General features: G+C 65.7%; 24 protein-coding genes. 12 read left to right on the top strand and 12 right to left on the bottom strand.

The window, feature by feature from the left end:
• Positions 1 to 107: 107 nt before the first annotated feature.
• A complete protein-coding gene (locus J3485_RS15345; protein ID WP_206954004.1) occupies positions 108 to 1052 on the top strand; it encodes a sterol desaturase family protein in 945 nt (314 codons plus the stop codon).
• Between the two features lie 139 nt (positions 1053 to 1191).
• On the top strand, positions 1192 to 2334 hold the full coding sequence (locus J3485_RS15350; protein ID WP_242538581.1) for an SGNH/GDSL hydrolase family protein: 1143 nt from the start codon (positions 1192 to 1194) through the stop codon (positions 2332 to 2334).
• A gap of 100 nt (positions 2335 to 2434) precedes the next feature.
• Here J3485_RS15350 and J3485_RS15355 read toward each other — a convergent pair whose 3' ends face one another.
• From J3485_RS15355 to J3485_RS15395, 9 genes are all read right to left on the bottom strand, one after another.
• Positions 2435 to 3484: an L-threonylcarbamoyladenylate synthase gene (locus J3485_RS15355; RefSeq protein WP_206954016.1), complete on the bottom strand. Its 1050-nt coding sequence runs from the start codon at positions 3482 to 3484 to the stop codon at positions 2435 to 2437.
• Between the two features lie 28 nt (positions 3485 to 3512).
• On the bottom strand, positions 3513 to 4721 hold the full coding sequence (locus tag J3485_RS15360; RefSeq protein ID WP_206954017.1) for a 5-(carboxyamino)imidazole ribonucleotide synthase: 1209 nt from the start codon (positions 4719 to 4721) through the stop codon (positions 3513 to 3515).
• Positions 4722 to 4834: 113 nt separating this feature from the next.
• A complete protein-coding gene (purE, locus tag J3485_RS15365; RefSeq protein ID WP_206954019.1) occupies positions 4835 to 5356 on the bottom strand; it encodes a 5-(carboxyamino)imidazole ribonucleotide mutase in 522 nt (173 codons plus the stop codon).
• 37 nt (positions 5357 to 5393) lie between these two features.
• Positions 5394 to 6284, bottom strand: coding sequence for a phosphoribosylaminoimidazolesuccinocarboxamide synthase (locus J3485_RS15370; RefSeq protein ID WP_206954021.1), 891 nt, complete (start codon positions 6282 to 6284; stop codon positions 5394 to 5396).
• Between the two features lie 221 nt (positions 6285 to 6505).
• Positions 6506 to 7570, bottom strand: coding sequence for a class II fructose-bisphosphate aldolase (fba, locus tag J3485_RS15375; protein WP_206954023.1), 1065 nt, complete (start codon positions 7568 to 7570; stop codon positions 6506 to 6508).
• 208 nt (positions 7571 to 7778) lie between these two features.
• A complete protein-coding gene (gene pyk / locus J3485_RS15380) occupies positions 7779 to 9215 on the bottom strand; it encodes a pyruvate kinase (RefSeq protein WP_206954031.1) in 1437 nt (478 codons plus the stop codon).
• Positions 9216 to 9532: 317 nt separating this feature from the next.
• Positions 9533 to 10726: a phosphoglycerate kinase gene (locus J3485_RS15385; RefSeq protein WP_206954033.1), complete on the bottom strand. Its 1194-nt coding sequence runs from the start codon at positions 10724 to 10726 to the stop codon at positions 9533 to 9535.
• Positions 10727 to 11013: 287 nt separating this feature from the next.
• Positions 11014 to 11337: an AzlD domain-containing protein gene (locus J3485_RS15390; RefSeq protein WP_206954036.1), complete on the bottom strand. Its 324-nt coding sequence runs from the start codon at positions 11335 to 11337 to the stop codon at positions 11014 to 11016.
• Between the two features lie 3 nt (positions 11338 to 11340).
• Entirely contained in the window at positions 11341 to 12111 is a 771-nt protein-coding gene (locus tag J3485_RS15395) for an AzlC family ABC transporter permease (RefSeq protein WP_206954038.1), read from the bottom strand.
• Between the two features lie 174 nt (positions 12112 to 12285).
• On the opposite strand from J3485_RS15395, the gene J3485_RS15400 reads away from it, so the two are divergent.
• The 10 genes from J3485_RS15400 (at position 12286) to moaC (ending at position 20699) form a co-directional block, all read left to right on the top strand.
• A complete protein-coding gene (locus tag J3485_RS15400) occupies positions 12286 to 13209 on the top strand; it encodes a branched-chain amino acid transaminase (protein ID WP_206954040.1) in 924 nt (307 codons plus the stop codon).
• A 38-nt stretch (positions 13210 to 13247) separates the two neighbouring features.
• A complete protein-coding gene (locus J3485_RS15405) occupies positions 13248 to 13442 on the top strand; it encodes a zinc-finger domain-containing protein (protein WP_206954043.1) in 195 nt (64 codons plus the stop codon).
• 192 nt (positions 13443 to 13634) lie between these two features.
• The gene (gene waaF / locus J3485_RS15410) at positions 13635 to 14669 is read left to right on the top strand and encodes a lipopolysaccharide heptosyltransferase II (RefSeq protein ID WP_206954045.1); all 1035 of its coding nucleotides are present in this window, start codon (positions 13635 to 13637) and stop codon (positions 14667 to 14669) included.
• 160 nt (positions 14670 to 14829) lie between these two features.
• Positions 14830 to 15282 (top strand): nuclear transport factor 2 family protein, encoded by a 453-nt coding sequence (locus tag J3485_RS15415; RefSeq protein ID WP_206954047.1) that lies wholly within the window; start codon positions 14830 to 14832, stop codon positions 15280 to 15282.
• Between the two features lie 52 nt (positions 15283 to 15334).
• Positions 15335 to 16387 (top strand): YheT family hydrolase, encoded by a 1053-nt coding sequence (locus J3485_RS15420; RefSeq protein WP_206954055.1) that lies wholly within the window; start codon positions 15335 to 15337, stop codon positions 16385 to 16387.
• The gene (locus J3485_RS15425) at positions 16380 to 16964 is read left to right on the top strand and encodes a DUF2946 family protein (RefSeq protein ID WP_206954057.1); all 585 of its coding nucleotides are present in this window, start codon (positions 16380 to 16382) and stop codon (positions 16962 to 16964) included. The genes J3485_RS15420 and J3485_RS15425 overlap by 8 nt, the downstream gene beginning before the upstream one ends.
• Before the next feature lie 146 nt (positions 16965 to 17110).
• Positions 17111 to 17833, top strand: a complete 723-nt coding sequence (locus tag J3485_RS15430) for a GntR family transcriptional regulator (RefSeq protein WP_206954059.1) — start codon at positions 17111 to 17113, stop codon at positions 17831 to 17833.
• A 14-nt stretch (positions 17834 to 17847) separates the two neighbouring features.
• The gene (locus J3485_RS15435; protein WP_206954061.1) at positions 17848 to 19161 is read left to right on the top strand and encodes an MFS transporter; all 1314 of its coding nucleotides are present in this window, start codon (positions 17848 to 17850) and stop codon (positions 19159 to 19161) included.
• A 33-nt stretch (positions 19162 to 19194) separates the two neighbouring features.
• Positions 19195 to 20091: an amidohydrolase family protein gene (locus J3485_RS15440; RefSeq protein WP_206954063.1), complete on the top strand. Its 897-nt coding sequence runs from the start codon at positions 19195 to 19197 to the stop codon at positions 20089 to 20091.
• A gap of 131 nt (positions 20092 to 20222) precedes the next feature.
• The gene (gene moaC, locus J3485_RS15445; protein ID WP_206954065.1) at positions 20223 to 20699 is read left to right on the top strand and encodes a cyclic pyranopterin monophosphate synthase MoaC; all 477 of its coding nucleotides are present in this window, start codon (positions 20223 to 20225) and stop codon (positions 20697 to 20699) included.
• Between the two features lie 144 nt (positions 20700 to 20843).
• On the opposite strand, the gene J3485_RS15450 is transcribed toward moaC, so the two are convergent.
• From J3485_RS15450 to J3485_RS15460, 3 genes are all read right to left on the bottom strand, one after another.
• Positions 20844 to 22622: a PglL family O-oligosaccharyltransferase gene (locus tag J3485_RS15450; RefSeq protein WP_206954067.1), complete on the bottom strand. Its 1779-nt coding sequence runs from the start codon at positions 22620 to 22622 to the stop codon at positions 20844 to 20846.
• 79 nt (positions 22623 to 22701) lie between these two features.
• The gene (locus J3485_RS15455; RefSeq protein ID WP_206954070.1) at positions 22702 to 23289 is read right to left on the bottom strand and encodes a pilin; all 588 of its coding nucleotides are present in this window, start codon (positions 23287 to 23289) and stop codon (positions 22702 to 22704) included.
• A 135-nt stretch (positions 23290 to 23424) separates the two neighbouring features.
• Positions 23425 to 24156 (bottom strand): TerC family protein, encoded by a 732-nt coding sequence (locus tag J3485_RS15460; RefSeq protein WP_206955832.1) that lies wholly within the window; start codon positions 24154 to 24156, stop codon positions 23425 to 23427.
• Positions 24157 to 24224 lie beyond the last annotated feature (68 nt).

Here is a 24224-nt window from a genome sequence, read left to right on the forward strand (position 1 = left end):
ACGACCGGCGCATGACCGGATGGATGCCTTTGCCCCGCGCGCCAACGACCGGCGACAACGCGCGCTGTGGGTTTCAATAACGACGAGACACGAAGGAGGAAGACGTCATGCAATTGGACGCCGAATTGCTTCTGCTCGCCCTGGCGCCCGTCTTTCTCGCATGCATCGGCTGGGAGGCCTGGCACTTCGCGCGCACACGCCGCACCGACGGTCTCTATAGCTGGCCCGACACGCTCTGCAATGCCACGCTCGCGCTCATGCATCAAGGGGCCGACAAGCTCGCCTGGCTAGCGGTCGTACCCGTTTATGCCTACGTCTACGCGCATTTTCGGCTGCTAACCTGGGACGGCGGCTGGGTGTCGTTCGCCGTGCTGTTCGTGGCACAGGACCTGCTCTACTACGTGTTTCACCGCTGCAGCCACCGTATCCGCTGGTTCTGGGCCGCGCACGTCGTTCACCATTCGTCGGAGCGCTTGAATTTGTCGACGGCGTTCCGTCAAAGTCTCATGTACCCGATCGCCGGCATGTGGGCATTTTGGACACCGCTTGCACTACTCGGATTCCCGCCGAAGCAAATCATCGCGATCGTGCTCATCAATCTCGCATTTCAATTTTTCGTTCATACGCAGGCGGTCAAGCGCCTCGGATGGCTCGAATACGTCTTCAACACGCCGTCGATTCATCGCTGCCATCACGCACGGAACGCGCGCTACATCGATCGCAATTACGCCGGCGTTCTCGTGATCTGGGATCGGCTGTTCGGCAGCTACGTGCCCGAGGACGCAAACGACGCGCCGCAATACGGCATCGTCGAGCCGCTGCACACGTACAACCCGTTGACGGCGACGTTCCACGAATGGCGCTCGATGCTGTCCGACGCACTGCACGTGCCGCGCTTTGCCGATAAAGTGCACGCGATTTTCGGGCCGCCCGAATGGGCGGCGGCTTATCACGCGGCACGCGCCGAGCAAGCCCGCGAGAAAAGCCCCATCGGCATAGACCCGTCGTATTCCGCTTCCGGGCCGGCCGTTGCGGCTACGCGCGAGACATAACCTATAACGAAGACACTGGACACCACGTCCCGGCCGCCGGAGACAACGTCTTGCGGCCAAGACACAGGCGCCCTGCGTCGATTTTCACGCATCAAGCATCACAACACGGCCATGCCGCCTACACGAGGAGATGAAGTCGATGGAACACGGTAATAAGACCCGGAACAATACCTGGCTGCGCGTGGCGCAAGGCTCGATTGCAACCGCGACGTTCGCGCTGCTCGCCGCATGCGGCGGTGGTGGCGGCAGCAGTTCGACCAGCGCGAGCGCAACACCGGCAGGCGGCGTATCTTTGCAGACCGTCTCGTTCGGCGACAGCCTCTCCGACGTCGGCACCTACGCGTGGTACGCGCTGCCGAACTTCGGCGGCGGCGAGTTCACGACGAACCCCGGCACGATCTGGACGCAGGACGTGGCGGCTTACTACGGCACCACGCTCACGCCGGCCTATTCGGGCGGTTTCACGATGACCACGCCCACCGCGATCGGCGGCTTCGGCTATGCGCAGGGCGGTGCGCGCGTCTCGCTGACGCCCGGCGTCGGGGCCCCGGTGCTGAGCGCGGTGCCGGTCACTACGCAGATTCAAAACTATCTGAGCACGTACGGCAGCTTCAATACCAACCAACTCGTGCTGATCCAAGGTGGCGCTAACGACATCCTCACCGCCGCTCAGATCATCGCGGCCGATCCGACGGACCCCACGGTGATCGCTACGGAAGAGGCCGCTGTCGAGAACGCGGCGATCGCGCTCGCAACGGATGTCGGCACACTGCTCCAGAAGGGTGCGACGAAGGTCGTGCTCGTCAACGTGCCCGACATCGGCAAGACGCCGCTCGGCGTCAGCTCATCGGACGGCGGCGCACTGCTCACGGCCTTGAGCTCGGGCTTCAATACGGCGCTGACCACGGCGCTGACGACGGCCGGCATCATGAACGACGTGATCTATGTCGACTCGTTCAGCTTCATCGACAACGTGATCACGAATGCGGCGGCGGACGGCTTTACGCAGACGAACACCGCCACGGCCTGCAACCTGACGCAGATGGAAACGTCGGCCACGGCTTACGGCACCGCCAACCCGAGCGTACTCAACGGCGATACGCCGGCCGAGTTCGGAGCGTCGCTGGCCTCGTCGCTGTTCTGCTCGCCGCAAACGCAGGTGGCGTCCAACGCAAACCAGACCTACATGTTCGCCGACACGGTTCACCCGACCACGCACCTGCATCTGCTGTTTGCGCAACAGGTCGAGAAGCAGGTGGCGGCCGCCGGTATTGGACACTGATCGATCGCGACGACAGCCGCACGCGCGGTGCGCAGGGCCTAGCCTAGACGCGCATTGCCGCGCTGCATTTGACACGCGCGCCGCCCGACGACGCCGATCGCTACTCGTTCGCCTCGAACGCCGCCGCCGCGCGGCCCAGCCGATCGTTGACGGCGATCCACTCGAGCGTGTCGGGCAGCTTTTCGACGAAGATGCGAACACAATCGGCCCGATCGAGTGCGCGCAGCAACCCGTAGAGCTCGCGCGCATAGACATGCGGATCTTCGGGCGCCGCGACGAAATGCACGTTGCGCGCATCGGCCCACGCGCCGGCGCGCGAAACGCGCGCTACCAATGCGATGCGCGTATCGGCCGCACTGGCCTCGGCCAGCATCGATTCGAGCGCCTCGAACGGCAGCAGCGCAAGTGGCGTGCTCGGCGCGTAGTGGGCCTTGAGCGTGCCCGATGCGCGCGGCGCCGTCGCGTCGCTGCCGTCGGGCAAGCGCGGCGCCACGCCGAGCACGTCCGCGATCTCACGCGGGGTCACGCGCCCAGGGCGCAGCAGCGCGGGGAAACCGCGAGACAGATCGAGTATCGTCGATTCGATCCCGACTTCGCAGGCGCCACCATCGAGCACGTGAATCGCGCCGCCGAACTCGTCGCGCACGTGTTGCGCCGTCGTCGGGCTCACATGACCGAAACGGTTCGCCGATGGCGCCGCGACGCCGCCGTGGCCGCCACGCCGCGCGCTGAACGCGTCGAGCAGCCGTTGCGCGACGGGATGTGACGGACAACGCAAACCGACCGAATCCTGACCGCCGCTAACGGCATCGGGGATGCGCGCCGCGCGCTTGAGGATCAACGTGAGAGGGCCCGGCCAAAACGCATCGATGAGCTTTTGCGCGTCGGCGGGCAGGTGCTCGGCCCAATATTGCGGATCGCCGTGCGGCGCCAGATGCACGATCACCGGATGATTGGCCGGCCGCCCCTTTGCCGCATAGATGCGAGCCACGGCAGCCGGGCTCGCGGCATCGCCGCCGAGCCCGTAGACCGTCTCGGTCGGAAACGCGACGAGCTCGCCCGCATCGAGCAGCGCGGCCGCTTCGTCGATCTGCGCGTCGGAAACCGCGGATGCGGCAGACGCGGCGGATGAAGTCGAACGGTCGGACATCGTCGATGAGCCTAGACGCGCGCCTCGCTTACGCGAGCGGAATATGCAGCAGCCGCGCGCAATCGCGTGCGGCCGTGCGCGCTTCGTCGAGCGTGGCGGCCGTGAAATTCACGTGCCCCATCTTACGCCCGGGCCGAGCCTCTTCCTTGCCGTACAAGTGCAAGCGCGCCGCCGGCATCGCGGCCACCTCGTGCCAAGGCGGCGTCACGGCCGTCGGGCGGGCCGAGCCCTTCGGATCGACGGGAAACCAGACGTCGCCGAGAATATTGAGCATGACGGCCGGCGAGTGCTGGCGCGTATCGCCGAGCGGCATGCCCGTCATCGCGCGCACCTGCTGCTCGAACTGGCTCGCCGCGCAGGCATCGACCGTGTAGTGGCCAGAGTTGTGCGGCCGCGGCGCCATTTCATTGGCGACGAGCGAGCCGTCTTCGAGCACGAAAAATTCGACGCATAGCACGCCGACGTAGCCAAGCTTCTCGGCGATGCTGATCGCCGCGAGCTGTGCCCGCTCGGCGAGCGCCGGCGACGCGTCGGGCGCGGGCACGACCGTCACCGCGAGCACCCCGCCACGATGCAGGTTTTGCGCGAGCGGATAAACCGCCGTCGCACCGTGGGTGCCGCGCGCAACCAGCGCCGACACCTCGAACTTCAAAGGCAAACGCTTTTCGAGCACGCACGGCACGCCGCCGAGCGCGCTGTAGGCATCGCGCACCTCGTCGGCGCTCACGACCCGCACTTGGCCCTTGCCGTCGTAACCGAGCCGGGCCGTCTTCAAGATACCCGGCAGCACGGCCGCAAGCTGTGTGTCGTCGAGCGCAGCCAGCGCGTCGGACGATTCGATCACGACGTGCGGCGCGACGGGTACGCCCGCCTCGGCGATAAAGCGCTTTTCGGCGATGCGGTCTTGCGCGATCGCGACGCAGCGACCGGCCGGGCTCACGAACGTCGAGCGCGCCAGAAAATCGAGACTCGCTGCGGGCACGTTCTCGAACTCCGTCGACACGGCCGCGCACAGGCGCGCGAGCTCGGTCAGTGCGGTTTCATCGGCGTAAGCGGCGCGCAGATGCCGGTCGGCCACGCTGCCGGCAGGGCTCGCTTCGTCAGGGTCGAGCACGGCCACGCGATAGCCCATCGCCTGCGCCGCGAAACAGAACATGCGACCGAGTTGGCCGCCGCCGACCATCCCGAGCCAAGCGCCGGGCATGATGGGTGAAACCGGAGTGTTCTCTTGATTCATTTGAGTGGTCGGTCGCGCCCACGGCGTGTCGAGCAGCAGCGGGACGGGGAAGCAATGGTCGCGAAAACGGGACCTCGGAACGAGCCGGGCCGGGCACAGCCCCGGCCCCACGCTCAAAGCACCGGCAGCACCATCGCGTGGGCGGCCTGATTCTGCCGAACGCGAAACGCCGCGAGCCGCTCGGCATACTCGCTCGACGTACCGGCAAGCAGCGCCACGGCGAACAACGCCGCGTTCGCCGCGCCGGCCTCGCCGATCGCAAACGTCGCGACGGGCACGCCCTTGGGCATCTGCACGATCGAATGCAGCGAATCGACCCCTTTCAGGTACCTGCTGGCCACGGGCACGCCAAGCACCGGCACCGTCGTCTTCGCAGCGAGCATGCCGGGAAGGTGCGCCGCACCGCCGGCGCCGGCGATGATCGCGCGCAAGCCGCGCTCGCGCGAACGCTGCGCATAGTCGAACATCTCGTCGGGCATCCGATGCGCCGAGACGACCTTCGCTTCGTACGGCACGCCGAATTCCCGCAGCATCGCCACGGCATGCTTCATTACGTCCCAATCCGAGCTCGATCCCATCAGCACGCCAATGAGCGGCGCGCTATGCGTGTGGGCGCTCTGAACTTCTTCGGTCATGGTCCGGTCTTCCTTCCTCTATCTCGATCAGGCCAGATCAGGCCAGTGTTTGTCCCGTGAGCCGCTCGAGCGCCTCTTGATACTTGCTGCTCGTTTTCGCGACGACGTCGTCGGGCAGCTTCGGCGCCGGCGGCGTCTTGCCCCAGTTCTGCGCTTCGAGCCAATCGCGCACGAACTGCTTGTCGAACGAGGGCGGGTTCGTGCCGACGCGATACTCGGTGGCCGGCCAGAAACGCGACGAATCGGCCGTCAGCGCTTCGTCCATCAGGAACAGCTTGCCGTGGTTGTCGAGCCCGAACTCGAACTTCGTGTCGGCGATGATGATCCCACGTGTGGCCGCGTATTCCGACGCTTCCTTGTACAGCTTGATCGAGATGTCGCGGATCGTCGCGGCGAGCTCGCTGCCGATACGGCGCTCGCACTCGTCGAACGTGATGTTTTCGTCGTGATGCCCCATTTCGGCCTTCGCCGCGGGCGTGAAGATCGGCTCGGGCAGCTTTTGCGCATTCGCGAGGCCGGGCGCCAGCGCGACGCCGCAGACGGCGCCCGTCGCTTGGTAGTCCTTCCAGCCGCTGCCGGCCAGATAGCCGCGCACGACGGCCTCGACGAGAATCGGTTCGAGCCGTTTGACGACGACGGCACGCCCCTTCACCTGCTCGACTTCGTCCGCGGCGACGACCGTCTCGGGCGCGACGCCCGTCAGGTGGTTCGGCACGATGTGCTCGAGACGGTCGAACCAGAAGTTCGCCATCTGATTGAGTACGCGGCCTTTGTTCGGAATCGGCTCGCCCATGACGACGTCGAACGCCGACAGACGATCGGTCGTGACGATCAGCAACTGGTCGTTGCCGACGGCGTAGTTGTCGCGGACCTTGCCGCGGCCGAGCAGCGGCAGCGAGCGGAGCGAAGATTCGTAAAGGGTAGACATCGTCGTGAGCCGTCAGTCAAAAGTGATGAACGAATGAAACACCAGGCGGAAACACAACGCCTCGAAGCATCCTGCCGCGAGCCGCCTGAACCACAACACCGTACAAAACACTACAAAACGAAAAAAGGCAAACGCCGTTCCCATCGATTGATCGGAACGGCGATCGATTCAAAGCGGCCGCGCGACCGGACAAACCCGCGCGCGGCCCTTCGTCGGACAGGTCAGCGCACCACTTGCGCCAGTTCGCCCGCCTTGTACTTCTCGGCCATCTTATCGAGCGCGATCGGCTTGATCTTGCCCGCTTGGCCTTCACAGCCGAACGCGACGTAGCGCTCCACGCAGATCTTCTTCGCCGCTTCGCGCGCGGGCTTCAGGTAGTCGCGCGGATCGAACTTGCTCGGATTCTCGAACAAATAGCGACGGATCGCTCCCGTGATCGCAAGACGCAGATCGGTGTCGATGTTCACCTTGCGCACGCCGTGCTTGATCCCTTCCTGAATTTCCTCGACGGGCACGCCATACGTTTCCTTCATGTCGCCGCCGAACTCGCGGATCTCGGCAAGCAGTTCCTGCGGCACCGACGACGAACCGTGCATCACGAGGTGCGTGTTCGGAATCCGCGCGTGGATTTCCTTGATGCGATCGATCGCGAGGATGTCGCCCGTCGGCTTCTTCGTGAACTTGTACGCACCGTGCGACGTGCCGATCGCGATCGCGAGCGCGTCGCACTGCGTCGCGCGCACGAAATCGGCGGCTTGCTCGACGTCGGTCAAGAGTTGCTCGCGCGTCATCGTGCCTTCGGCGCCGTGGCCGTCTTCCTTGTCGCCCTTCATCGTCTCGAGCGAGCCGAGCACGCCCAGTTCGGCCTCGACCGTCACGCCGATCGAGTGCGCCATCTCCACGACCTTGCGCGACACGTCGACATTGTATTCGTACGACGCGACGCTCTTGCCGTCGGCCTCGAGCGAGCCGTCCATCATGACGCTCGTGAAACCGCTGCGAATCGCGGCCATGCAAACAGCCGGCGATTGCCCGTGGTCTTGATGCATGACGACCGGAATATGCGGATACGCTTCGATCGCCGCTTCGATCAAGTGGCGCAGGAACGCCTCGCCCGCGTATTTGCGGGCGCCGGCCGACGCTTGCATGATGACGGGCGCGCCGACTTGATCCGCCGCGGTCATGATCGCTTGCACTTGCTCGAGATTGTTCACGTTGAACGCCGGTAGGCCATAGCCGTGCTCGGCGGCATGGTCCAGCAGTTGACGCATTGATACGAGAGGCATGCTGTACTCCTAGGATTGAAATCGGGGTGCTCGGTCGGCACTTTTTTGTGCGAATGCGCGATTTTATCGCGAAGCGGAGGCCTCCCCGAACTCAGGAGGCCGTCGTGCCCCCGCGGCAAGCGCCGACGCGCGGCGCAAAGCGCCCGGCGAACGGCGCGCAGCGCCGGTTCGTGGCCGGCGCGCCGCCTTCAATCCGCCGCGCCGAGTATCAATACGGATCGCCGACGCGCACGATCTTGAGCGTATTGGTGCCGCCCGCTTGGCCCATCGGCTCGCCCACGGTCAACACGACCATGTCGCCGATCGCGGCAAAGCCCTTCGAGACGACGACGTCCACGGCCTGTTTGAGCGCCTGGTCGCGATCGTTGTTCGACTCGACCGACAGTGGCGTGACGTTGCGAAACAGCGCCATCGCGCGCTCGCTCGTCACGCGCGAGGTCAGCGCGAAGATCGGAACGTGCGACCAATGGCGCGAGAGCCATAGCGCGGTGGCGCCCGACTCCGTCAGCGCCACGATCGCTTTCGCGCCGAGATGGTAGGCCGTAAACAGCGCGCCCATCGCGATGGATTGGTCGATGCGCGTGAACGTGCGGTCGAGAAAATCCTTGTCGAGTTCGACGTGCTCCGACTTTTCCGCTTCGATGCAGATCGCGGCCATCGCCTCGATCGTCTGCACCGGATACTTGCCCGCGGCCGTCTCGGCCGACAGCATCACGGCATCGGTGCCGTCGAGCACGGCGTTGGCGACGTCGGACACCTCGGCGCGCGTCGGCACGGGCGCATGGATCATCGACTCCATCATCTGCGTGGCCGTGATGACGAGCTTGTTCGACTCGCGCGCCATTCGGATCATGCGTTTTTGCAGCGCGGGCACGGCCGCGTTGCCGACTTCGACCGCTAAATCGCCGCGCGCGACCATGATGCCGTCGGATGCGTCGAGAATGCCTTGCAGCGCCGGAATGGCTTCGGCCCGCTCGATCTTCGCGATCATCTTCGGCTTGTTGCCGTACGGCACGCCGGCGATGTTCGCGAGTTGGCGCGCCATCTCCATGTCCGTCGCGTTCTTCGGGAACGAGACGGCGATGTAGTCGACGCCGATCGACATCGCCGTGCGGATGTCTTCCATGTCCTTGGCGGTCAACGCGGGCGCGGTGAGGCCGCCGCCTTGGCGGTTGATGCCCTTGTTGTTCGACAGCTCGCCGCCGACTTTGACTACCGTGTGGATTTCCTCGCCGACGACGCGCGACACCGTCAGCACGATCAGCCCGTCGTTGAGCAGCAGCACGTCGCCCGGCCGCAGGTCGCGCGGCAGATCGCGATAGTCGAGGCCGACGCGCTCGTCGTTGCCGAGCGCGCAGTTCGCGTCGAGGATGAACGGCTGGCCCGGCTCGAGCATGGTCTTGCCGTTCTCGAACTTGCCGACGCGAATCTTCGGCCCTTGCAGATCAGCCATGATGGCGATCGCACGCCCCGTCTGGCGGGCCGCTTCGCGCACGTACTCGGCGCGCTGGCGATGATCGTCGGCCGTGCCGTGCGAAAAATTCAGGCGGACCACATCGAGGCCCGCTTGCATCATCTGCAAGAGAACCTCGGGCGAACTCGAAGCGGGTCCGATGGTGGCGACAATCTTGGTGGCGCGATGCATGTATCTCCTCGTTTGAGTGGTATCGCTGGTAAACGCGTTGCGAGACGATGCGTCGGGCGCCTGGGGCGAAGCGCTCGTGCTGGGGGGGCGCGCGCCGGATCGGGCCGGCGTCGCTTTAGGGCTGATTGGAATCTGGGCCGCCGCGCCGGCAGGCGGCGCCGCGGCGGGTTCTACGGGCACGGCGGGCTCGATGGCCGCCACGGGCTGCGCCTGCGAAGCCGGGGCTGGCTCCACGGGCACGGGGGCCGCGGCACGGTGCGCCGATCGGGCCGGCCGGGCCGGGCTTTTGTTCGACTTCGGAGCGCGCGCGCCCACGATCAAGCCCGCGACTCGAGCACTTCGACGGCGGGCAACTTCTTGCCCTCGAGGAACTCGAGGAACGCGCCTCCGCCCGTCGAAATGTAGCTGACCTTGTCTTGGATGCCGTACTTGGCGATCGCCGCGAGCGTGTCGCCGCCGCCGGCGATCGAGAACGCCGACGACTTCGCGATCGCATCGGCCAGCGTCTTGGTGCCGTTGCCGAACTGGTCGAACTCGAACACGCCGACGGGGCCGTTCCAGACGATCGTGCCTGCGCTCGAAAGCTGCGAGGCCAGCGCCTTAGCCGTTTGCGGGCCGATGTCGAGAATCATGTCGTCGGCTTCGATGTCGGCGACAGGCTTGATCACGGCTTCGGCCGTGGCCGAAAACGCCTTCGCCACCACCACGTCGGACGGAATCGGCACCGATGCGCCGCGGGCGCGCGCGCCGTCGATGATGGCCTTGGCCTCGTTCACGAGATCGGCCTCGGCGAGCGACTTGCCGATCTTCAACCCGGCCGCGAGCATGAACGTATTGGCGATGCCGCCGCCCACGATCAGTTGATCGACCTTTTCGGCAAGCGACTTGAGAATCGTGAGCTTGGTCGACACTTTCGAGCCCGCGACGATCGCCACGAGCGGACGCTTCGGATTGCCGAGGGCCTTGCCGAGCGCATCGAGTTCGGCCGCGAGCAGCGGGCCCGCGCAGGCGACCTTCGCGTATTTGGCGATGCCGTGCGTCGTGGCCTCGGCGCGATGCGCCGTGCCGAACGCGTCGTTGACGTAGACGTCGCATAGTTGCGCCATTTTCTGCGCGAGCTCGTCGCTGTTCTTTTTCTCGCCCTTGTTGACGCGGCAATTTTCGAGCAGGACGACCTGCCCCGGCGCGACGTTCACGCCGTTCTCGACCCAATTGGCGACGAGCGGCACGTCGCGGCCGAGCAGTTCGGCCAGGCGCTTGGCCACGGGCGCCAGCGAATCCTCAGGCTTGAACTCGCCCTCGGTCGGACGCCCAAGGTGCGACGTCACCATGACTGCCGCGCCGGCGCTAAGCGCCGCCTCGATGGCCGGCACGGAGGCGCGAATGCGCGTGTCCTCGGTGATGTTGCCTCGATCGTCCTGCGGCACGTTGAGATCGGCGCGGATGAAGACGCGCTTGCCGGACAGCAAGCCCTTTGCGATCAGATCGGAGAGACGCAGCACTTGGCTCATGGGAATGTACGCATGCAGGTTGATTGGCGGGCGGGCGCACGCGCCGCGAACTGGCGGACCCAGCTCGCGGCTCGGCGGCAGTCGATCATTTTAGCCGATCGTCCCCGCTTCGAAGCCGATGCTGGAACGAATGTCGCGTATTCGACGAACGTGTGTCGCAATTGCGGCGAAATTGGCGTATCCGCGACGGCTGCGACGCGAAAACGCCGGCGGGCTGCGCCAAACGACTCGGAGCACCGTGCCGCGCGGGCGTTCCGGGGGGGCCGTCCCCCTGCACGGCGCGGGCGTCACGCCCAAAGGCGCAGCAGCGTATAGGCGATCATGCCGACGACGATCGTGCCGAGCATGCTGCGCCGCCAGAGAAACCAGGCCAGCCCGGCCAGCGTGCCGTAGAACGCATGGTTCGAGAGCGCGAACGAGAGCCCCTGCGGCGTTTCCAGCACGTCGGGCAGCACGACGGCGACCAGCGCCGCCGCGGGCGCATAGCGCAACGCGCGCTGCACGCGCTCGGGCAGGACGGCGCGCTCGCCGCCGAGCAGGAAGAATGCGCGCGTGAGAACGGTCACGAGCCCCAAGCCGAGGATCGCGAGCCAAATCTGGGTAGCCGACATCGCTCAGGGCTCCTTGCGCAAGTCCGCCGTCCCGGCCTCGGGCCGCGCGGCGCGGATGCGGCGCAAATCGGCCCGCTCGGCGAGCAGGTCGACGACGCTGCCCGCCCCGATCGCCGCGAACACGGCCAGCGGCAGCGCGAGCCGATAGGGCAAGTCGATCGCCACGAGCGCCACCACGCCGGCCACCGCGACGGCGGCCAGCACCGAGCGGCTCACGACGGCGGTGACGATCAGCGGCACGAGCGCCAGCGTACCCGCGAGCGCGAGCCCCCAATCGTCGGGAAATGCGCTGGCGAGCACGATGCCGACGATCGACGAGCCCTGCCATCCCACCCACGCCGGCACCGCCATCCCCCAGAAATAGGCCTCCTTGCCCGGCACGTAGCCGGTCGCGAACGCCTTTTTCTGGAACAGCAGATAGACCACGTCGCCGTTGAAATAGCCGAGCATCATCCGGCGCCAAAACGGCAAATAGGAAAAGTGCGGCGTAAGCCCCGCGCTGAAGATGACGAAACGCGTGTTGATCATGGCCGCCGTGAGCAGTACCGTCCAGATCGGCAGCTTCGCGGCCATCAGCGGCAGCACCGCGAGCTGCGACGAGCCCGCGTAGACGAACAGCGACATGCCGAGCGCTTGCGGCACGCTCATCACCGATTTGCTCATCGCGATGCCCGTCACGAGCCCCCACGAGAGGATCGCCATCAGCGTCGGCGAGTAGTCGCGCACGCCGCTCAGGAAGGCGGCGCGATTGGCAGGGCTGATGCGAGCAGGCATGTAGGCGAGGCGCGGCGGCGCTGTGCGCACCCCGTCGCGGATTGAACCGGGAAAGTGTCCGATTATAAAGACCGAACGCCCACAAAGCCGCTACGGCGTGCCGAGAAGCAGGGAAAAGACGCTAAAATGGCGAACTCACTGGGGCAATCCCCACCGCACCGCTAGGAGATACGTATGTCAATGGCCGATCGTGACGGCAAGATCTGGATGGACGGCAAGCTGATCGACTGGCGCGACGCCAAGATCCACGTCCTTACACACACGCTGCACTACGGCATGGGCGTCTTCGAAGGCGTGCGCGCGTACAAGACGGTCGACGGCGCGAGCGCGATCTTCCGCCTGAAGGAGCATACGAAGCGCCTGCTGAACTCGGCCAAGATCTTCCAGATGAACGTGCCGTTCGATCATGAAACGCTGGCCGCAGCGCAATGCGAGGTCGTGCGCGAGAACAAGCTCGAGACGGCGTATCTGCGCCCGATCATCTGGGTCGGCTCGGAAAAGCTCGGCGTGTCGGCGCGCAACAATACGATCCACGTGGCGATCGCGGCCTGGCCGTGGGGCGCCTATCTCGGCGAAGAAGGCATCACGAAAGGCATCCGCGTGAAAACGTCGTCGTTCACGCGCCACCACGTGAACGTCTCGATGGTGCGCGCCAAGGCGTCGGGCTGGTACGTGAACTCGATCCTCGCGAACCAGGAAGCCACGGCCGACGGCTACGACGAAGCGCTCCTGCTCGACGTCGACGGCTACGTCTCCGAAGGCTCGGGCGAGAACTTCTTCCTCGTCAACAACGGCAAGCTCTACACGCCCGATCTGGCTTCGTGCCTCGACGGCATCACGCGCGACACGGTGATCACGCTGGCCCGCGACGCCGGTATCGAGGTCATCGAAAAGCGAATCACGCGCGACGAGGTCTACACGGCCGACGAAGCGTTCTTCACGGGCACCGCCGCCGAAGTCACGCCGATCCGCGAACTCGACAACCGCACGATCGGCACGGGTTCGCGCGGCCCCGTCACGGAAAAACTCCAATCGGCGTTCTTCGACGTCATCGCCGGCAAGAACCCGAAGTACACGCACTGGCTCACGAAGATCTGACGCCGCACGCCACACCGCCTATAACGAGAATCCGTCTCATGAGCGAAACGAAGGAAATGCCGCTGGTCGAGCTGTCGGCCAAAGATTTGCCCGCTTATTGCCCGAATCCGGCGATGCCGCGCTGGAGCGCGCATCCGCGCGTGTTCATCGACGTCACGCACGGCGAGGCGCGCTGCCCGTACTGCGGCACGCGCTACAAGCTGCGCGAGGGCGAAGTCGTCAAGCATCACTGATTCGCTTCGGCGCGCACGCGCCGCCCGTCGCGCTCGCTCGGCTCGTACCGGCACCGCGCGCGGGCGGCGCGTGCGCGCATTCGGAAGCCGTCTTCCGGTGGCCGATGCGGCGCCGGGCGACGCCGCTCGCTCAATCGCCGAATGCGGCTGCCTCGCGCGCCGCGTTTGCCTACCTCTCGGATACCCACACTAATGCGTCGCGCGTTGGTAATCGCACCGAATTGGATCGGTGACGCGTTGATGGCGCAGCCGCTGTTCACGCTGCTCAAGCAACTTCATCCGCGCATCGTCATCGACGCGCTCGCGCCCGCGTGGGTGGCCCCGGTGCTCGAGCGAATGCCCGAAATCAGCGACGTGCACGCCACCGATCTCGCGCACGGCAAGCTGCAGCTCGTGCGGCGCTGGCAGCTCGCGGGCGATTTGCGCGAGAGCGGCTACGACGCCGCCTACATCCTGCCCAATTCGCTCAAGTCCGCCCTGATCCCGTGGCTGGCCGGCATTCGCCTGCGTATCGGCTACAGCGGCGAAGGGCGGGTCGGCCTGCTCAACGTTCGCCACCCGAACCCGAGCAAGAGCGAACGCGGCCCGATGGTGCAGCACTACGCCGCCCTCGCCTATGCCCCAAGCGCGAACGTACCCGATCTCGAAGCGCGCCTGCGCATGCCGCGCCTCGATACCGATCCGAACGAATCGGCGCGCGTCTCGGCACGCTTTCACCTCGACACGCGCGTGCCGCTCGTCGTCTTCTGTCCGGGCGCCGAATACGGCAACGCCAAACGCTGGCCCGCCGAGCATTTCGCCGCGCTCGCGCGGATGATCGGCCAGTCGTTTCCGTACACGCAAATCGTCGCGCTCGGCTCCAACAAGGACGCACCGCTCGCCCAGGCCATAGCAAGCCAAGCGCCGAACGTGCGCAACCTGTGCGGACAGACCTCCCTCGGCGAAGCCTGCGCGCTGATCGCGCGCGCGGGCGCCGTCGTCAGCAACGATTCCGGCCTCATGCACGTCACGGCGGCGCTGCGGCGCCCGCTCGTCGCCATCTACGGATCGAGCGATCCGCGCCACACCCCGCCGTTATCGGACGCTGCGAAGGTACAATGGCTGCATCTCGAGTGCAGCCCTTGCTTTGCCCGCGAGTGTCCGCTCGGCCATTTGCGCTGTCTGCGCGAACTGTCGCCGGAGCAAGTGTTCGCCGATCTGCGCACCATGCTGCTCGGCGAGCGCTGACGCACGGAACGCGCTGCGCCTTTATGCGTTCATTGACTCGTGGACGCCGCACGCCGAGCCTGAACGACCGAACGCGAGCGCGCCGCGCCGATGAATGCGCAGCGCGCCAAGTTAGCCCGACGGCGCGAATTGTGCGCGCTACCTACGAGCCCAAAGAGCCATGCCACGTTTTGCCCGCTTGTTCGAAGCCGCAGCCGATACGCTCAACGCGTTCTATCAGACCGTCGCCGAGGGCAGCATCGATGCGCTGATGGCGCTTTGGATCGACGAGGAGTTCGCGAGCTACGTCAACGCGGGCGGAGCGCATTGGCACGGCGTGGACCAGATCCGCGCCGGGCTCGTCGCGGCTGCGCAGGCGCACACGCTGCCGACGGCGATCGAGCCGCTCGACGTGCGCGTCTACGACAGCCTCGGCACGGTCGTCTACACGGTCGCGGAAGCGCATCGGTTCCAAGAACCGCTCGCGCCGCCGCGGATGATCTACACCACATACGTCATGGTTCACGAGCGCGGCGAATGGCGGATCGCCCACATTCATGCGAGCCCGATGCCCGAAGAAACGGCCACCGAGTTCGCCGCGAAGATTCGACACGGACAAGGCGCATTGCACTGACCGGCCGGCAAGCGAAAGCCGGGCGGGACGGTATCAGTTTTCGAGGACGGTCATGAGCACCACACATGACAAACCGGCTTCGTCGGCAGCAGCAGGGGCTGCGGCCTCCGACAGGCTTGTCCAATTGCTCTACAACCCACCCCGATGGCTTCCCACGAGCCACGCTCAAACGATCGTTCCGGCCCTGTTCGCGCGCCTCCCGGCAGTGGAATATCGCCGCGAACGCTGGGATACGCCCGACGGCGATTTCATCGACCTCGACTGGCTTGCCTACCCGCCCGGCTCGAACGCCGCGCCGCCGGCCGACGCCCCGCTCTTCGTGCTCTTTCACGGGCTCGAGGGCAGTTCCGATTCGCACTACGCGCGCGTGCTGATGGCATCGGCCCGCGCCCTCGGCTGGCAAGGCGTCGTGCCGCACTTTCGCAGTTGTAGCGGCCCGCTCAATCTGGCGCCGCGGTTCTACCACCTCGCCGACAGTGCGGAGGTCGATTGGGTGCTGCGCCGGCTGCACGCGTCGCATCGAGGCCCGCTCGTCGTAGCCGGCGTGTCGCTCGGCGGCAACGTGCTGCTGCGCTGGCTCGGCGAGCGCGGCGCGGATGCATCGTTCGTCGCGGCGGCCGCGGCCATTTCCACGCCGCTCGACGTGCATGCCGGCGGCCGCGCGCTCTCGCAGGGATTTGCGCTCGTCTATACGATGAGCTTTCTGAAGACGCTCAAGCGCAAGGCGCTGTCCAAGCTCGAACAATACCCCGGGCTGTTCGATCGCGAGGCCGTGCTGGCGTGTCGGACGATGTACGAGTACGACAACGTCGTCACGGCGCCGCTCCACGGGTTTCGCGATACGGAAGAGTACTGGACGCGTGCAACGACGCGCCCGCTGCTGCCCGACGTCGTCGTGCCCACGCTCGTGCTCAACGCGCGTAACGACCCGTTCCTGCCGAGCGCCGCCCTGCCCACGCGCGCCGAAGTCTCGGCCGCCATCGAGCTCGACCAACCCGAGGCCGGCGGACACGTCGGCTTCATGACGGGCCCGTTCCCCGGCCGCATCGATTGGCTGCCGCGGCGCGTCTTCACTTTTCTGGAACCGTACGCGCACGATGGATGAGCTCGTCAAAGCCGCACTCGCGAAATGGCCCAACGTGCCGCATTGCACCGGGTGGCTGCTGCTCGATCGCCGCGGCCAGTGGCGCATGCGCGACGAAGGGGCGCAGGCGCGAGGTGAGCTCGGCACGCCGATTCGTCACGCGGCGCTCGTCGGCTTCATCGAGCGCAATTACGAACATGACGACGACGGTTGTTGGTTTTTTCAAAACGGGCCGCAGCGCGTATATGTCGAGCTGGCCTATACGCCGTGGGTCGTCAGGCTCGCGCTTTCGTCGGCCGCCGCTCCTACGCTGACCGATCACGCGGGAGCGCCGTTCGACCCGGCGGCGGTACTCGTCGACGACGAAGGCGGCGCGTTGTTCGCCGATGCGTCGCAGCCGGCTCGCGTGGCGGTATTGCACGATCACGACCTCGATCTTTTCTCGCAATTGGCAACGCTCGACGCCGACGCGCGCGGCGGCACGTTCGACTGGCTGCCCGGCCGGCGGCTGGCGATCGAAACGGTGCGCCGCGCCGATCTGCCGGCGCGCTTCGGCTTCGTCACGAGCCCCGCGGCGATCATGGTTCGCCCCGATTGAGTCGGACGGGGCGTCTCGGCCCCGTCCCCCTTCCTTGCTTTGATGTCCCCGAGGGTCTACCCCGATTGCGCCAATCCACCAGTCATATAAACATATATATGAATAGTTGACTATATTATTGCTCACCTCACCCCAAGGATCGCTTCATGCAAGCAGACGACCGCCTCCCTCGCTATCAGCGCCTGCGCGACGAGCTTGCTGCGCAAATCGGGGCGCATCGCTGGCGCCCAGGCGAGGCCATCCCGACCGAGCAGGAGCTCTCGCGCACGTATGACGTCGCAGTCGGTACCGTGCGCAAAGCCGTCGATCAACTCGTCGCCGAAGGGATGCTCGAGCGGTTTCAAGGGCGCGGGACCTTCGTGCGTCGCGCGAGCTTCGACGGCTCCTTGTTTCGATTCTTCCGTTTTCAGAACCGCCGCGGCGAACGGCGCATCCCGACGAGCCGCATTCTCATGCGCGAAGTCGTTGCGGCGCCATCGGCGGTCAGCGCAGCGCTGCAGATCGATACCGACGCGCAGGTCATCCATATGTCGCGGCTGCGGCTCGTCGACGAGCATCCGATCCTCGCCGAAGAAATATGGCTGCCATACGAACGCTTCGCAGCATTCGCCACGCTTGCAACGGAAGAAGTCGGCGATCTGCTCTACCCCGTCTACGAAGGGCAGTGCAATCAGATCATCGCCTCAGCCAGTGAAACGCTGACCGTAGAAACGATCGACGTGATGCACGGGCGATTGCTGCGCCTCGAACCCGGCACGCCGATCGTCGTCATCGAGCGGCTTGCGTACGGATACGATCGTCGGCCGCTGGAGTGGCGCCGTTCACGGGGGCCCGCGAGCGAATTCGTCTATCAGGTGGAAATTCGATAGATAGGAGACAGGCAATGTTCAAGTGGTTCAAGGAAATTTCCCCCACCGAGCGCCGCACGTTTTGGGCGTGCTTCGGCGGCTGGGCGCTCGACGCACTCGACGTGCAGATCTTTAGCCTCGTCATCCCGGCGATCATGGCTGAATGGGCCATCGACAAGACACAGGCCGGCTTCGTCAGCGGCGCCACGCTGATCGCTTCCGCACTCGGCGGCTGGATTGCAGGGGCGCTGGCCGACCGCATCGGTCGCGTCCGCACGCTGCAGCTCACCGTCGCGTTTTTCTCGGTCTTCACCTTCGCCTGTGCGTTCGCGCAAAACTTCGATCAGTTCCTCGCGCTCAAAACGCTGCAAGGGCTCGGATTCGGCGGCGAATGGGCCGCCGGCGCGGTGCTGATGGCCGAATCGATTCGCGCCCAGCACAGAGGCAAAGCGATGGGCTCGGTCCAAAGCGCCTGGGCGGTCGGCTGGGCCGCCGCGGTCGTGCTTTATACCGCCATGTTCTCGCTGATGCCCGGTGCCTTGGCATGGCGCGCGATGTTCGCGCTCGGTCTTCTGCCCGCCTTGCTCGTCCTTTACGTGCGGCGCGGCGTGCCGGAGCCCGCGGCCTCGTCCGACCGTAGAGCGTCGGGCGCGAAACCGGCGACGCAGGCCGCCGAGCGCGCCACAGGGCTGCCGTTCGTCGAAATCTTCTCGCCGCGCGTGTTGCGCATGACGCTCATCGGCGCACTGCTCGGCGTCGGCGCGCACGGCGGCTATTACGCGCTGACGACATGGCTGCCCACCTACCTGAAAACCGAACGGCACCTGTCCGTGCTGGGCACGGGCGGCTATCTTGCCGTCATCATCGTCGCGTTCTTTTGCGGGTGCATCGCCAGCGCGCAACTGCTCGATCGGATCGGGCGGCGCGCCACCATCCTGCTCTTTTCGATCGCCTGCGTGGCCACGGTGCTGATCTATCTCTTCGTGCCGCTGACGAACGAAGCCATGCTCGTCGTCGGCTTTCCGCTCGGATTTTTTGCGGCGGGCATTCCGGCCAGCATGGGCGCGCTCTTCACCGAACTGTATCCGCGCGGGATGCGCGGCACGGGGGTCGGCTTCTGCTATAACTTCGGGCGTGTCGTGTCGGCAGGCTTCCCCGTGATGGTCGGCCATCTGGCCAAGACGACGACGCTCGGCTTCGCGATCGGCGCCGACGCGGCCATCGCCTATTCGATCGTCGTGTTCGCCGTGTTGATGCTGCCCGAGACGCGCGGACGCGCCCTCGCCGACAGCGCGCCCGCGGCGGCCGAACATCGCGCATCGTCGAGCGTTCAGCCCGCGCGCCGATGATCGACACCCAACTTCAATGAAGGTTTTTTTGCCATGCTGACGACGACCGCGCCCGGCGCCGGCGCGGATACGCTCCTTCGCGCAAGTGCCGGCACGATCACCGCCATCGACGCGCACGCCCACGTGTTTTCTCATGACCTGCCGCTCGCGCAGCGCCGCAGATACGCGCCGACGTATGACGCACCGTTATCGCGCTATCTCGCCCATCTCGACGCACACGGTATTTCGCACGGCGTGCTCGTGCAGCCGAGCTTCCTCGGCATCGACAACCGTTGCTTGGTGCAGGCGCTCGCCGAAGCGCCGCATCGTCTACGCGGGATTGGCGTGATCGATCCCGCGGCCGTAGCCGCCGATCCGAGCGGACTCGACGCGCTCGCGCGCAGCGGCATCGTCGGCATCCGGCTCAATCTGTTCGGTCTGCCGGTCCCCGACTTCGCGAGCGCCGCATGGCGAGCGACGCTACCCAGGATCGCTGCACTCGGCTGGCAGATCGAAGTCCACTGCGAAGCGCAGCGGCTACCGAACGTCGTTGCGCCTCTGCTCGCGCGCGCCGAGGACGCGATCGACATCGTTGTCGATCACTTCGGACGACCCCATCCAACGCTGGGCGTCGACGATCCCGGCTTTCGGTATCTGCTGACGCTCGGGGCAGCGCGTCGCGTGTGGGTCAAGATATCCGGCGCCTACCGCAACGCGCACCCGGCACAACCGAACTCGGGCGAGCAGACCGCGTTGGCTGCGATGCCGCTGCTCGAAAGCGCCTTTGGCCTCGATCGGCTCGTCTGGGGTAGCGATTGGCCCCACACCCAGCATGAGCGCACCGAAAGCTACGATTCCGTCTACGCCTTGGTGTCGAAGCTGCTGCCGACGAAGCATGAGCAACGGGCCGTGCTCGTCGATGCGCCCGCGCGGCTGTTCCGCTTCGCTTGATCGACTTTCGGCGGGCGGGCACACGCTTCCGAGGCTGCGGGCCTGTGAGTGCCGGTCCTCGGGCAACAGCGTAGGCTCACTGATGAGCCCATAGCGGCTGCTAAGATAGGCGCCCATCGAAGGAGCAAGACATGCCTGAATTGACCCATTTCGACGCGGCCGGCCAGGCGCATATGGTCGACGTCGGCGGCAAAGACGAAACGAAACGGATCGCGGTTGCGCGCGGCTCGATTCGGATGAAACCCGAGACGCTCGCGCTGATCCGCGACGGTCATGCGAAGAAAGGGGACGTGCTCGGTGTGGCGCGCATCGCCGCGATCCAAGGCGCGAAACGCACGGCCGACTTGATTCCCCTGTGCCACCCACTCGCGCTGACGCGCGTCGCCATCGACTTCGCGCTCGACGAAGCGCTGCCCGGCGTGCATTGCACAGCCCAAGTCGAAACGCTTGGGCGCACCGGCGTCGAGATGGAAGCGCTTACCGCCGTGCAAGTCGGCCTGCTGACCGTCTATGACATGTGCAAGGCGGTGGACCGCGGGATGACGATCACCGATGTCGGCGTACAGGAGAAGCGTGGAGGGAAGTCGGGGGATTGGCAGGCGCCGTAAGCGTAGAAGTTAAGCGCCGCACTGGTCGTCGACGGGCTAAGCGGCGAGCCGACCAATCTACCAAGCGGCTAAGCGGCGAGCTAAGCCGCGGTCGCCGGCGCCGGCTCGATCCCGGCCGGCGTCCACCCGTGCGAAGTCGCTCGATCAGTCGTCGCTGTCGTCGTCGTCCGCCGCTTTCGGCGCAGGTCCGTAGCGCTTGACGAGTTCTGCCTTGAAGGGCGCGAGCTTGGGCTCGTCGTCGCATAGCCCGTATAGCGCCGACAACTGCGACGGCCAATCGTGCAACACGACGGCAAAGATTTTCAGCCGCTCGACCGTATCGAACGCTTGATTCTCCTTGCCGTCGAGCGCCAACAGGGCCGCGTATCGCCGCAGCACCGTCTCGCCCGGCAATAGCGCGAGCGCTTTCTCGTGCATGGCCAACTTCGTCTGCAGGTCGTTGCTGTCGATCGACAGCAACGTCGCCATGCCATATTCGCCCCATGCGCCAAACAGCACGGACGGCGCGGCCCGATATTCCTCGGCCGGATGCGCCCCGTAATACAGCACTTCGGCGCGGGCGTAATCGCGATAGATCGGACCGAGCGCGGCAAATCCCCCCGCTACGACCAGCAATTGCAAGCCCAGCGCGAACCGCCCCGGCACGAAATCGAGTGGCTTCGTCTCCAAGATGCCGAAGACGAACATCGCCGGCAGCAGGAAGAACATGTACTGCTGCGGATACTCCACGAGCGCGTGCATGAGCAGCGCGCCGATCAGCGCGAGACCGAACACGCGCTCGGGCGTGTGCGGGGCGCGCAGCACGCGCCACAGCCATGCCAGGAGGCCCAGCAGGACGATAGCGAGACCCACCGCGCCGGTCTTAGCCAGCAAGTCGATGATGATGTCGTGCGAATTGTTGGCGATTTCGACGTCGCCGAGCCGTTTCACGAGTTCGTATTCGAAACGCGGAAACTCGCCCCAACCGACGCCGAGCAGCGGATGCCCGGTAAACATCGTCCAACCGTACTTCCACATCGCCAGACGCAGAACGAACTGCCCTTTGTCCTCGAAGCGGTGCGCGGCCGAGACGTCCAGATCCAAGTGGAAACGAAGATTCGCCCAGCGCACGGCTAGGTTCACCGCAACGAACAAGATAACGAGCAGGACAGGAATGACCCATTCCCGCATGCCGCGCCGCGCTGCGCCGATGCCGCGCGGCACGACGAACGCCATCCAGAACCCGGCAACGACGATGACGGCCGTCTGCAACCACGGCCCGCGCGAGACGGTCAACGCCTGCCCGAGCACGCAGATCGCCGACACGGCAACCCACACGATGATGTTCAAGCGGCGCGTCTGCACGAGGTACATGGCCGCCGCGAGCGCGAATGCGATGACGGTCGCCAGGTGATTGGCCTGCGCCATGTTGCCGAACGGCCGCCGCTCGGTCGCAACGTTGTAGGCCACGACGAACGGAGCGAACCGCGCCTCCGCATGAAACAACTGCACCACTTGGCAAAACACGGCGAACAACCCACCCACGATCAGCGCGGCTGCCGCCCAGCGCAATGCAGTATCGGCCACGCCTGCGCGAGCGAATCCATACCCCGCCTGCGTGGCCATGAAGCCCGCCAAAAGAAAGCCCGCTCCGAGCCAATTCATCGACGGCTGAGCAAGCGGCAGCACGAACGTTTGCAGCACCAGCAAAGACCCGAACGCGATCGGCACGAGCGCGACGGACGGCATCGCATACTGCGGGCGCGGCCTGGCCGACACCACCATCAACAGAACGGCCGCGCCGACGAGCAGATAGAGCGAGAGCGCCGTGAACTCGGCATAGAAGGTCGGAATCGGATACGTATGGTTCGTAACCGCGTAGGGAAGCAGTACCGCGAACGCCAGGGACGCGAACGACAGATAGCGAGTGAATGGTGATGTCATGAGGATAGGGGCCGTCGGCAACCGGCGCACTATACAAAAAATTCCTTTCACTGTGCGTAGCCGCATGTCCGTCTTGCATTCAAGTTCGGCATTCGGACGGGGCCAGCTTCGCCGGCAATGTGGCGCCCGCGAGCGGCATCGGCCCCGAGCCCGGTGCAGGCAGTGAAGACGCTTGCTTGCCCGACGCGAAGCATTCCCACGTCAACGCCCCGCCCAGCACAACGCCTGATTCGAGCGCGACGCGCGAAGTGGGCGGATCGGATGCGTCGGGCAACGAAGGGACGAGCACCAGCGCTTCGCTGCCGGCTCGTGCGACACGCGACGTGTAACGGATCGTAATTTCCCCGGTTGCGTCGTCGACGGAGATGGACTCGACGTTGCGCGTGGCGGGCGGTGCAACGTAGCCGCTGTCGAACGGGTTGCCACCGGCCGCGTTTTCCGCGACGGCCAGCCGCGCCCCCGAAGCAAGCGATAGCCCCTCGCCGACACGGCTGCGGGCAAGGTAATCCTGATAGGCGGGCACGGCATAGGCAGCGACGATGCCGACGATCGCGAGCACGATCATGAGTTCGATCAACGTGAAACCATGTTTGAGATCGCGCGAAGCGCGACATGAGATGACGGCGCACAACAGGCGGCGGGCAAAAACAGCAACGGCGGCGGACATCGGCGAACACGCTCCTCGAACGACGGCCCGCCGGCGAATGGGCGGGCAACGTATTCGAAGCGTATCGGCACCGGCTCTCGCCCGGCAGTCGGCCGAACGGCCAGGTCGGCGGGTAGCGCGGGCGGCAACGGCGCGTCAGGGCGTACGGCGCGGCCCGGAGGCTCTGCCGGCCGCGCGCCGCAGCATACGGCGCTTGAGCCAATACCCGACGAGCACGACGAGCAGCGCGCCGGCGATATGCGCGCCGTATTCGGCGGCCGGCGTATCGAGCAGCGGCCAGCGATCGCCGGCCGGATCGTTGATGATGAGGCCGCCGGCGATCCAGCCGAGCAATGCCGCGCCGAACGTGACGATGACGGGAAAGCGATCGAGCATACGCAACACGAGCGTGCTGCCCCAGACGATCAAGGGAATGCTCACCACGAGGCCGAATATGACGAGGGCGATACGGTGGTCGGGATCGGCGGACTCGGCCGCACCTGCGATCGCGATCACGTTGTCGAGGCTCATGATGGCGTCGGCCACGATGATCGTCTTGATGGCCGAAAGCAGCTTGTCCGCGGGTTTGACGTTTTCGTGCGAATCGTGGGACGGCGCCATCAGGCGTATCCCGATCCACAACAGCAATAGCCCGCCACCGAACTTCAAGAACGGAACGTCGAGCAGCGCGACGGCAAACACGATGAGCACGACGCGCAGGACGATCGCGCCCGCGGTGCCCCACAACACGCCCTGCATCCGCTGCGCCGCCGGCAGCTTGCGGCAGGCAAGCGCAATGACGACGGCGTTGTCGCCGCCGAGCAGAATGTCGATGACGATGATCTGAAAAACCACCGCCCAATGAAGGGTCGCAAAGAAGTCGAGCATGGTGTCGAACATGAGGGCAATCACCGTTCCAGAGCGCATCGTGCAGCGATAAAAAAGCGAGGGAGCAT

The sequence above is a fragment of the Trinickia acidisoli genome, from assembly GCF_017315725.1.
Classification (GTDB): domain Bacteria; phylum Pseudomonadota; class Gammaproteobacteria; order Burkholderiales; family Burkholderiaceae; genus Trinickia; species Trinickia acidisoli.

Excerpts from the sequence above, each read along its gene's own strand:
- J3485_RS15345 (WP_206954004.1), top strand. The coding sequence starts at position 108 with ATGCAATTGGACGCCGAATTGCTTCTGCTCGCCCTGGCGCCCGTCTTT.
- J3485_RS15350 (WP_242538581.1), top strand. The coding sequence starts at position 1,192 with ATGGAACACGGTAATAAGACCCGGAACAATACCTGGCTGCGCGTGGCG.
- J3485_RS15355 (WP_206954016.1), bottom strand. The coding sequence starts at position 3,484 with ATGTCCGACCGTTCGACTTCATCCGCCGCGTCTGCCGCATCCGCGGTT.
- J3485_RS15360 (WP_206954017.1), bottom strand. The coding sequence starts at position 4,721 with ATGAATCAAGAGAACACTCCGGTTTCACCCATCATGCCCGGCGCTTGG.
- purE (WP_206954019.1), bottom strand. The coding sequence starts at position 5,356 with ATGACCGAAGAAGTTCAGAGCGCCCACACGCATAGCGCGCCGCTCATT.
- J3485_RS15370 (WP_206954021.1), bottom strand. The coding sequence starts at position 6,284 with ATGTCTACCCTTTACGAATCTTCGCTCCGCTCGCTGCCGCTGCTCGGC.
- fba (WP_206954023.1), bottom strand. The coding sequence starts at position 7,570 with ATGCCTCTCGTATCAATGCGTCAACTGCTGGACCATGCCGCCGAGCAC.
- pyk (WP_206954031.1), bottom strand. The coding sequence starts at position 9,215 with ATGCATCGCGCCACCAAGATTGTCGCCACCATCGGACCCGCTTCGAGT.
- J3485_RS15385 (WP_206954033.1), bottom strand. The coding sequence starts at position 10,726 with ATGAGCCAAGTGCTGCGTCTCTCCGATCTGATCGCAAAGGGCTTGCTG.
- J3485_RS15390 (WP_206954036.1), bottom strand. The coding sequence starts at position 11,337 with ATGTCGGCTACCCAGATTTGGCTCGCGATCCTCGGCTTGGGGCTCGTG.
- J3485_RS15395 (WP_206954038.1), bottom strand. The coding sequence starts at position 12,111 with ATGCCTGCTCGCATCAGCCCTGCCAATCGCGCCGCCTTCCTGAGCGGC.
- J3485_RS15400 (WP_206954040.1), top strand. The coding sequence starts at position 12,286 with ATGTCAATGGCCGATCGTGACGGCAAGATCTGGATGGACGGCAAGCTG.
- J3485_RS15405 (WP_206954043.1), top strand. The coding sequence starts at position 13,248 with ATGAGCGAAACGAAGGAAATGCCGCTGGTCGAGCTGTCGGCCAAAGAT.
- waaF (WP_206954045.1), top strand. The coding sequence starts at position 13,635 with ATGCGTCGCGCGTTGGTAATCGCACCGAATTGGATCGGTGACGCGTTG.
- J3485_RS15415 (WP_206954047.1), top strand. The coding sequence starts at position 14,830 with ATGCCACGTTTTGCCCGCTTGTTCGAAGCCGCAGCCGATACGCTCAAC.
- J3485_RS15420 (WP_206954055.1), top strand. The coding sequence starts at position 15,335 with ATGAGCACCACACATGACAAACCGGCTTCGTCGGCAGCAGCAGGGGCT.
- J3485_RS15425 (WP_206954057.1), top strand. The coding sequence starts at position 16,380 with ATGGATGAGCTCGTCAAAGCCGCACTCGCGAAATGGCCCAACGTGCCG.
- J3485_RS15430 (WP_206954059.1), top strand. The coding sequence starts at position 17,111 with ATGCAAGCAGACGACCGCCTCCCTCGCTATCAGCGCCTGCGCGACGAG.
- J3485_RS15435 (WP_206954061.1), top strand. The coding sequence starts at position 17,848 with ATGTTCAAGTGGTTCAAGGAAATTTCCCCCACCGAGCGCCGCACGTTT.
- J3485_RS15440 (WP_206954063.1), top strand. The coding sequence starts at position 19,195 with ATGCTGACGACGACCGCGCCCGGCGCCGGCGCGGATACGCTCCTTCGC.
- moaC (WP_206954065.1), top strand. The coding sequence starts at position 20,223 with ATGCCTGAATTGACCCATTTCGACGCGGCCGGCCAGGCGCATATGGTC.
- J3485_RS15450 (WP_206954067.1), bottom strand. The coding sequence starts at position 22,622 with ATGACATCACCATTCACTCGCTATCTGTCGTTCGCGTCCCTGGCGTTC.
- J3485_RS15455 (WP_206954070.1), bottom strand. The coding sequence starts at position 23,289 with ATGTCCGCCGCCGTTGCTGTTTTTGCCCGCCGCCTGTTGTGCGCCGTC.
- J3485_RS15460 (WP_206955832.1), bottom strand. The coding sequence starts at position 24,156 with ATGCTCGACTTCTTTGCGACCCTTCATTGGGCGGTGGTTTTTCAGATC.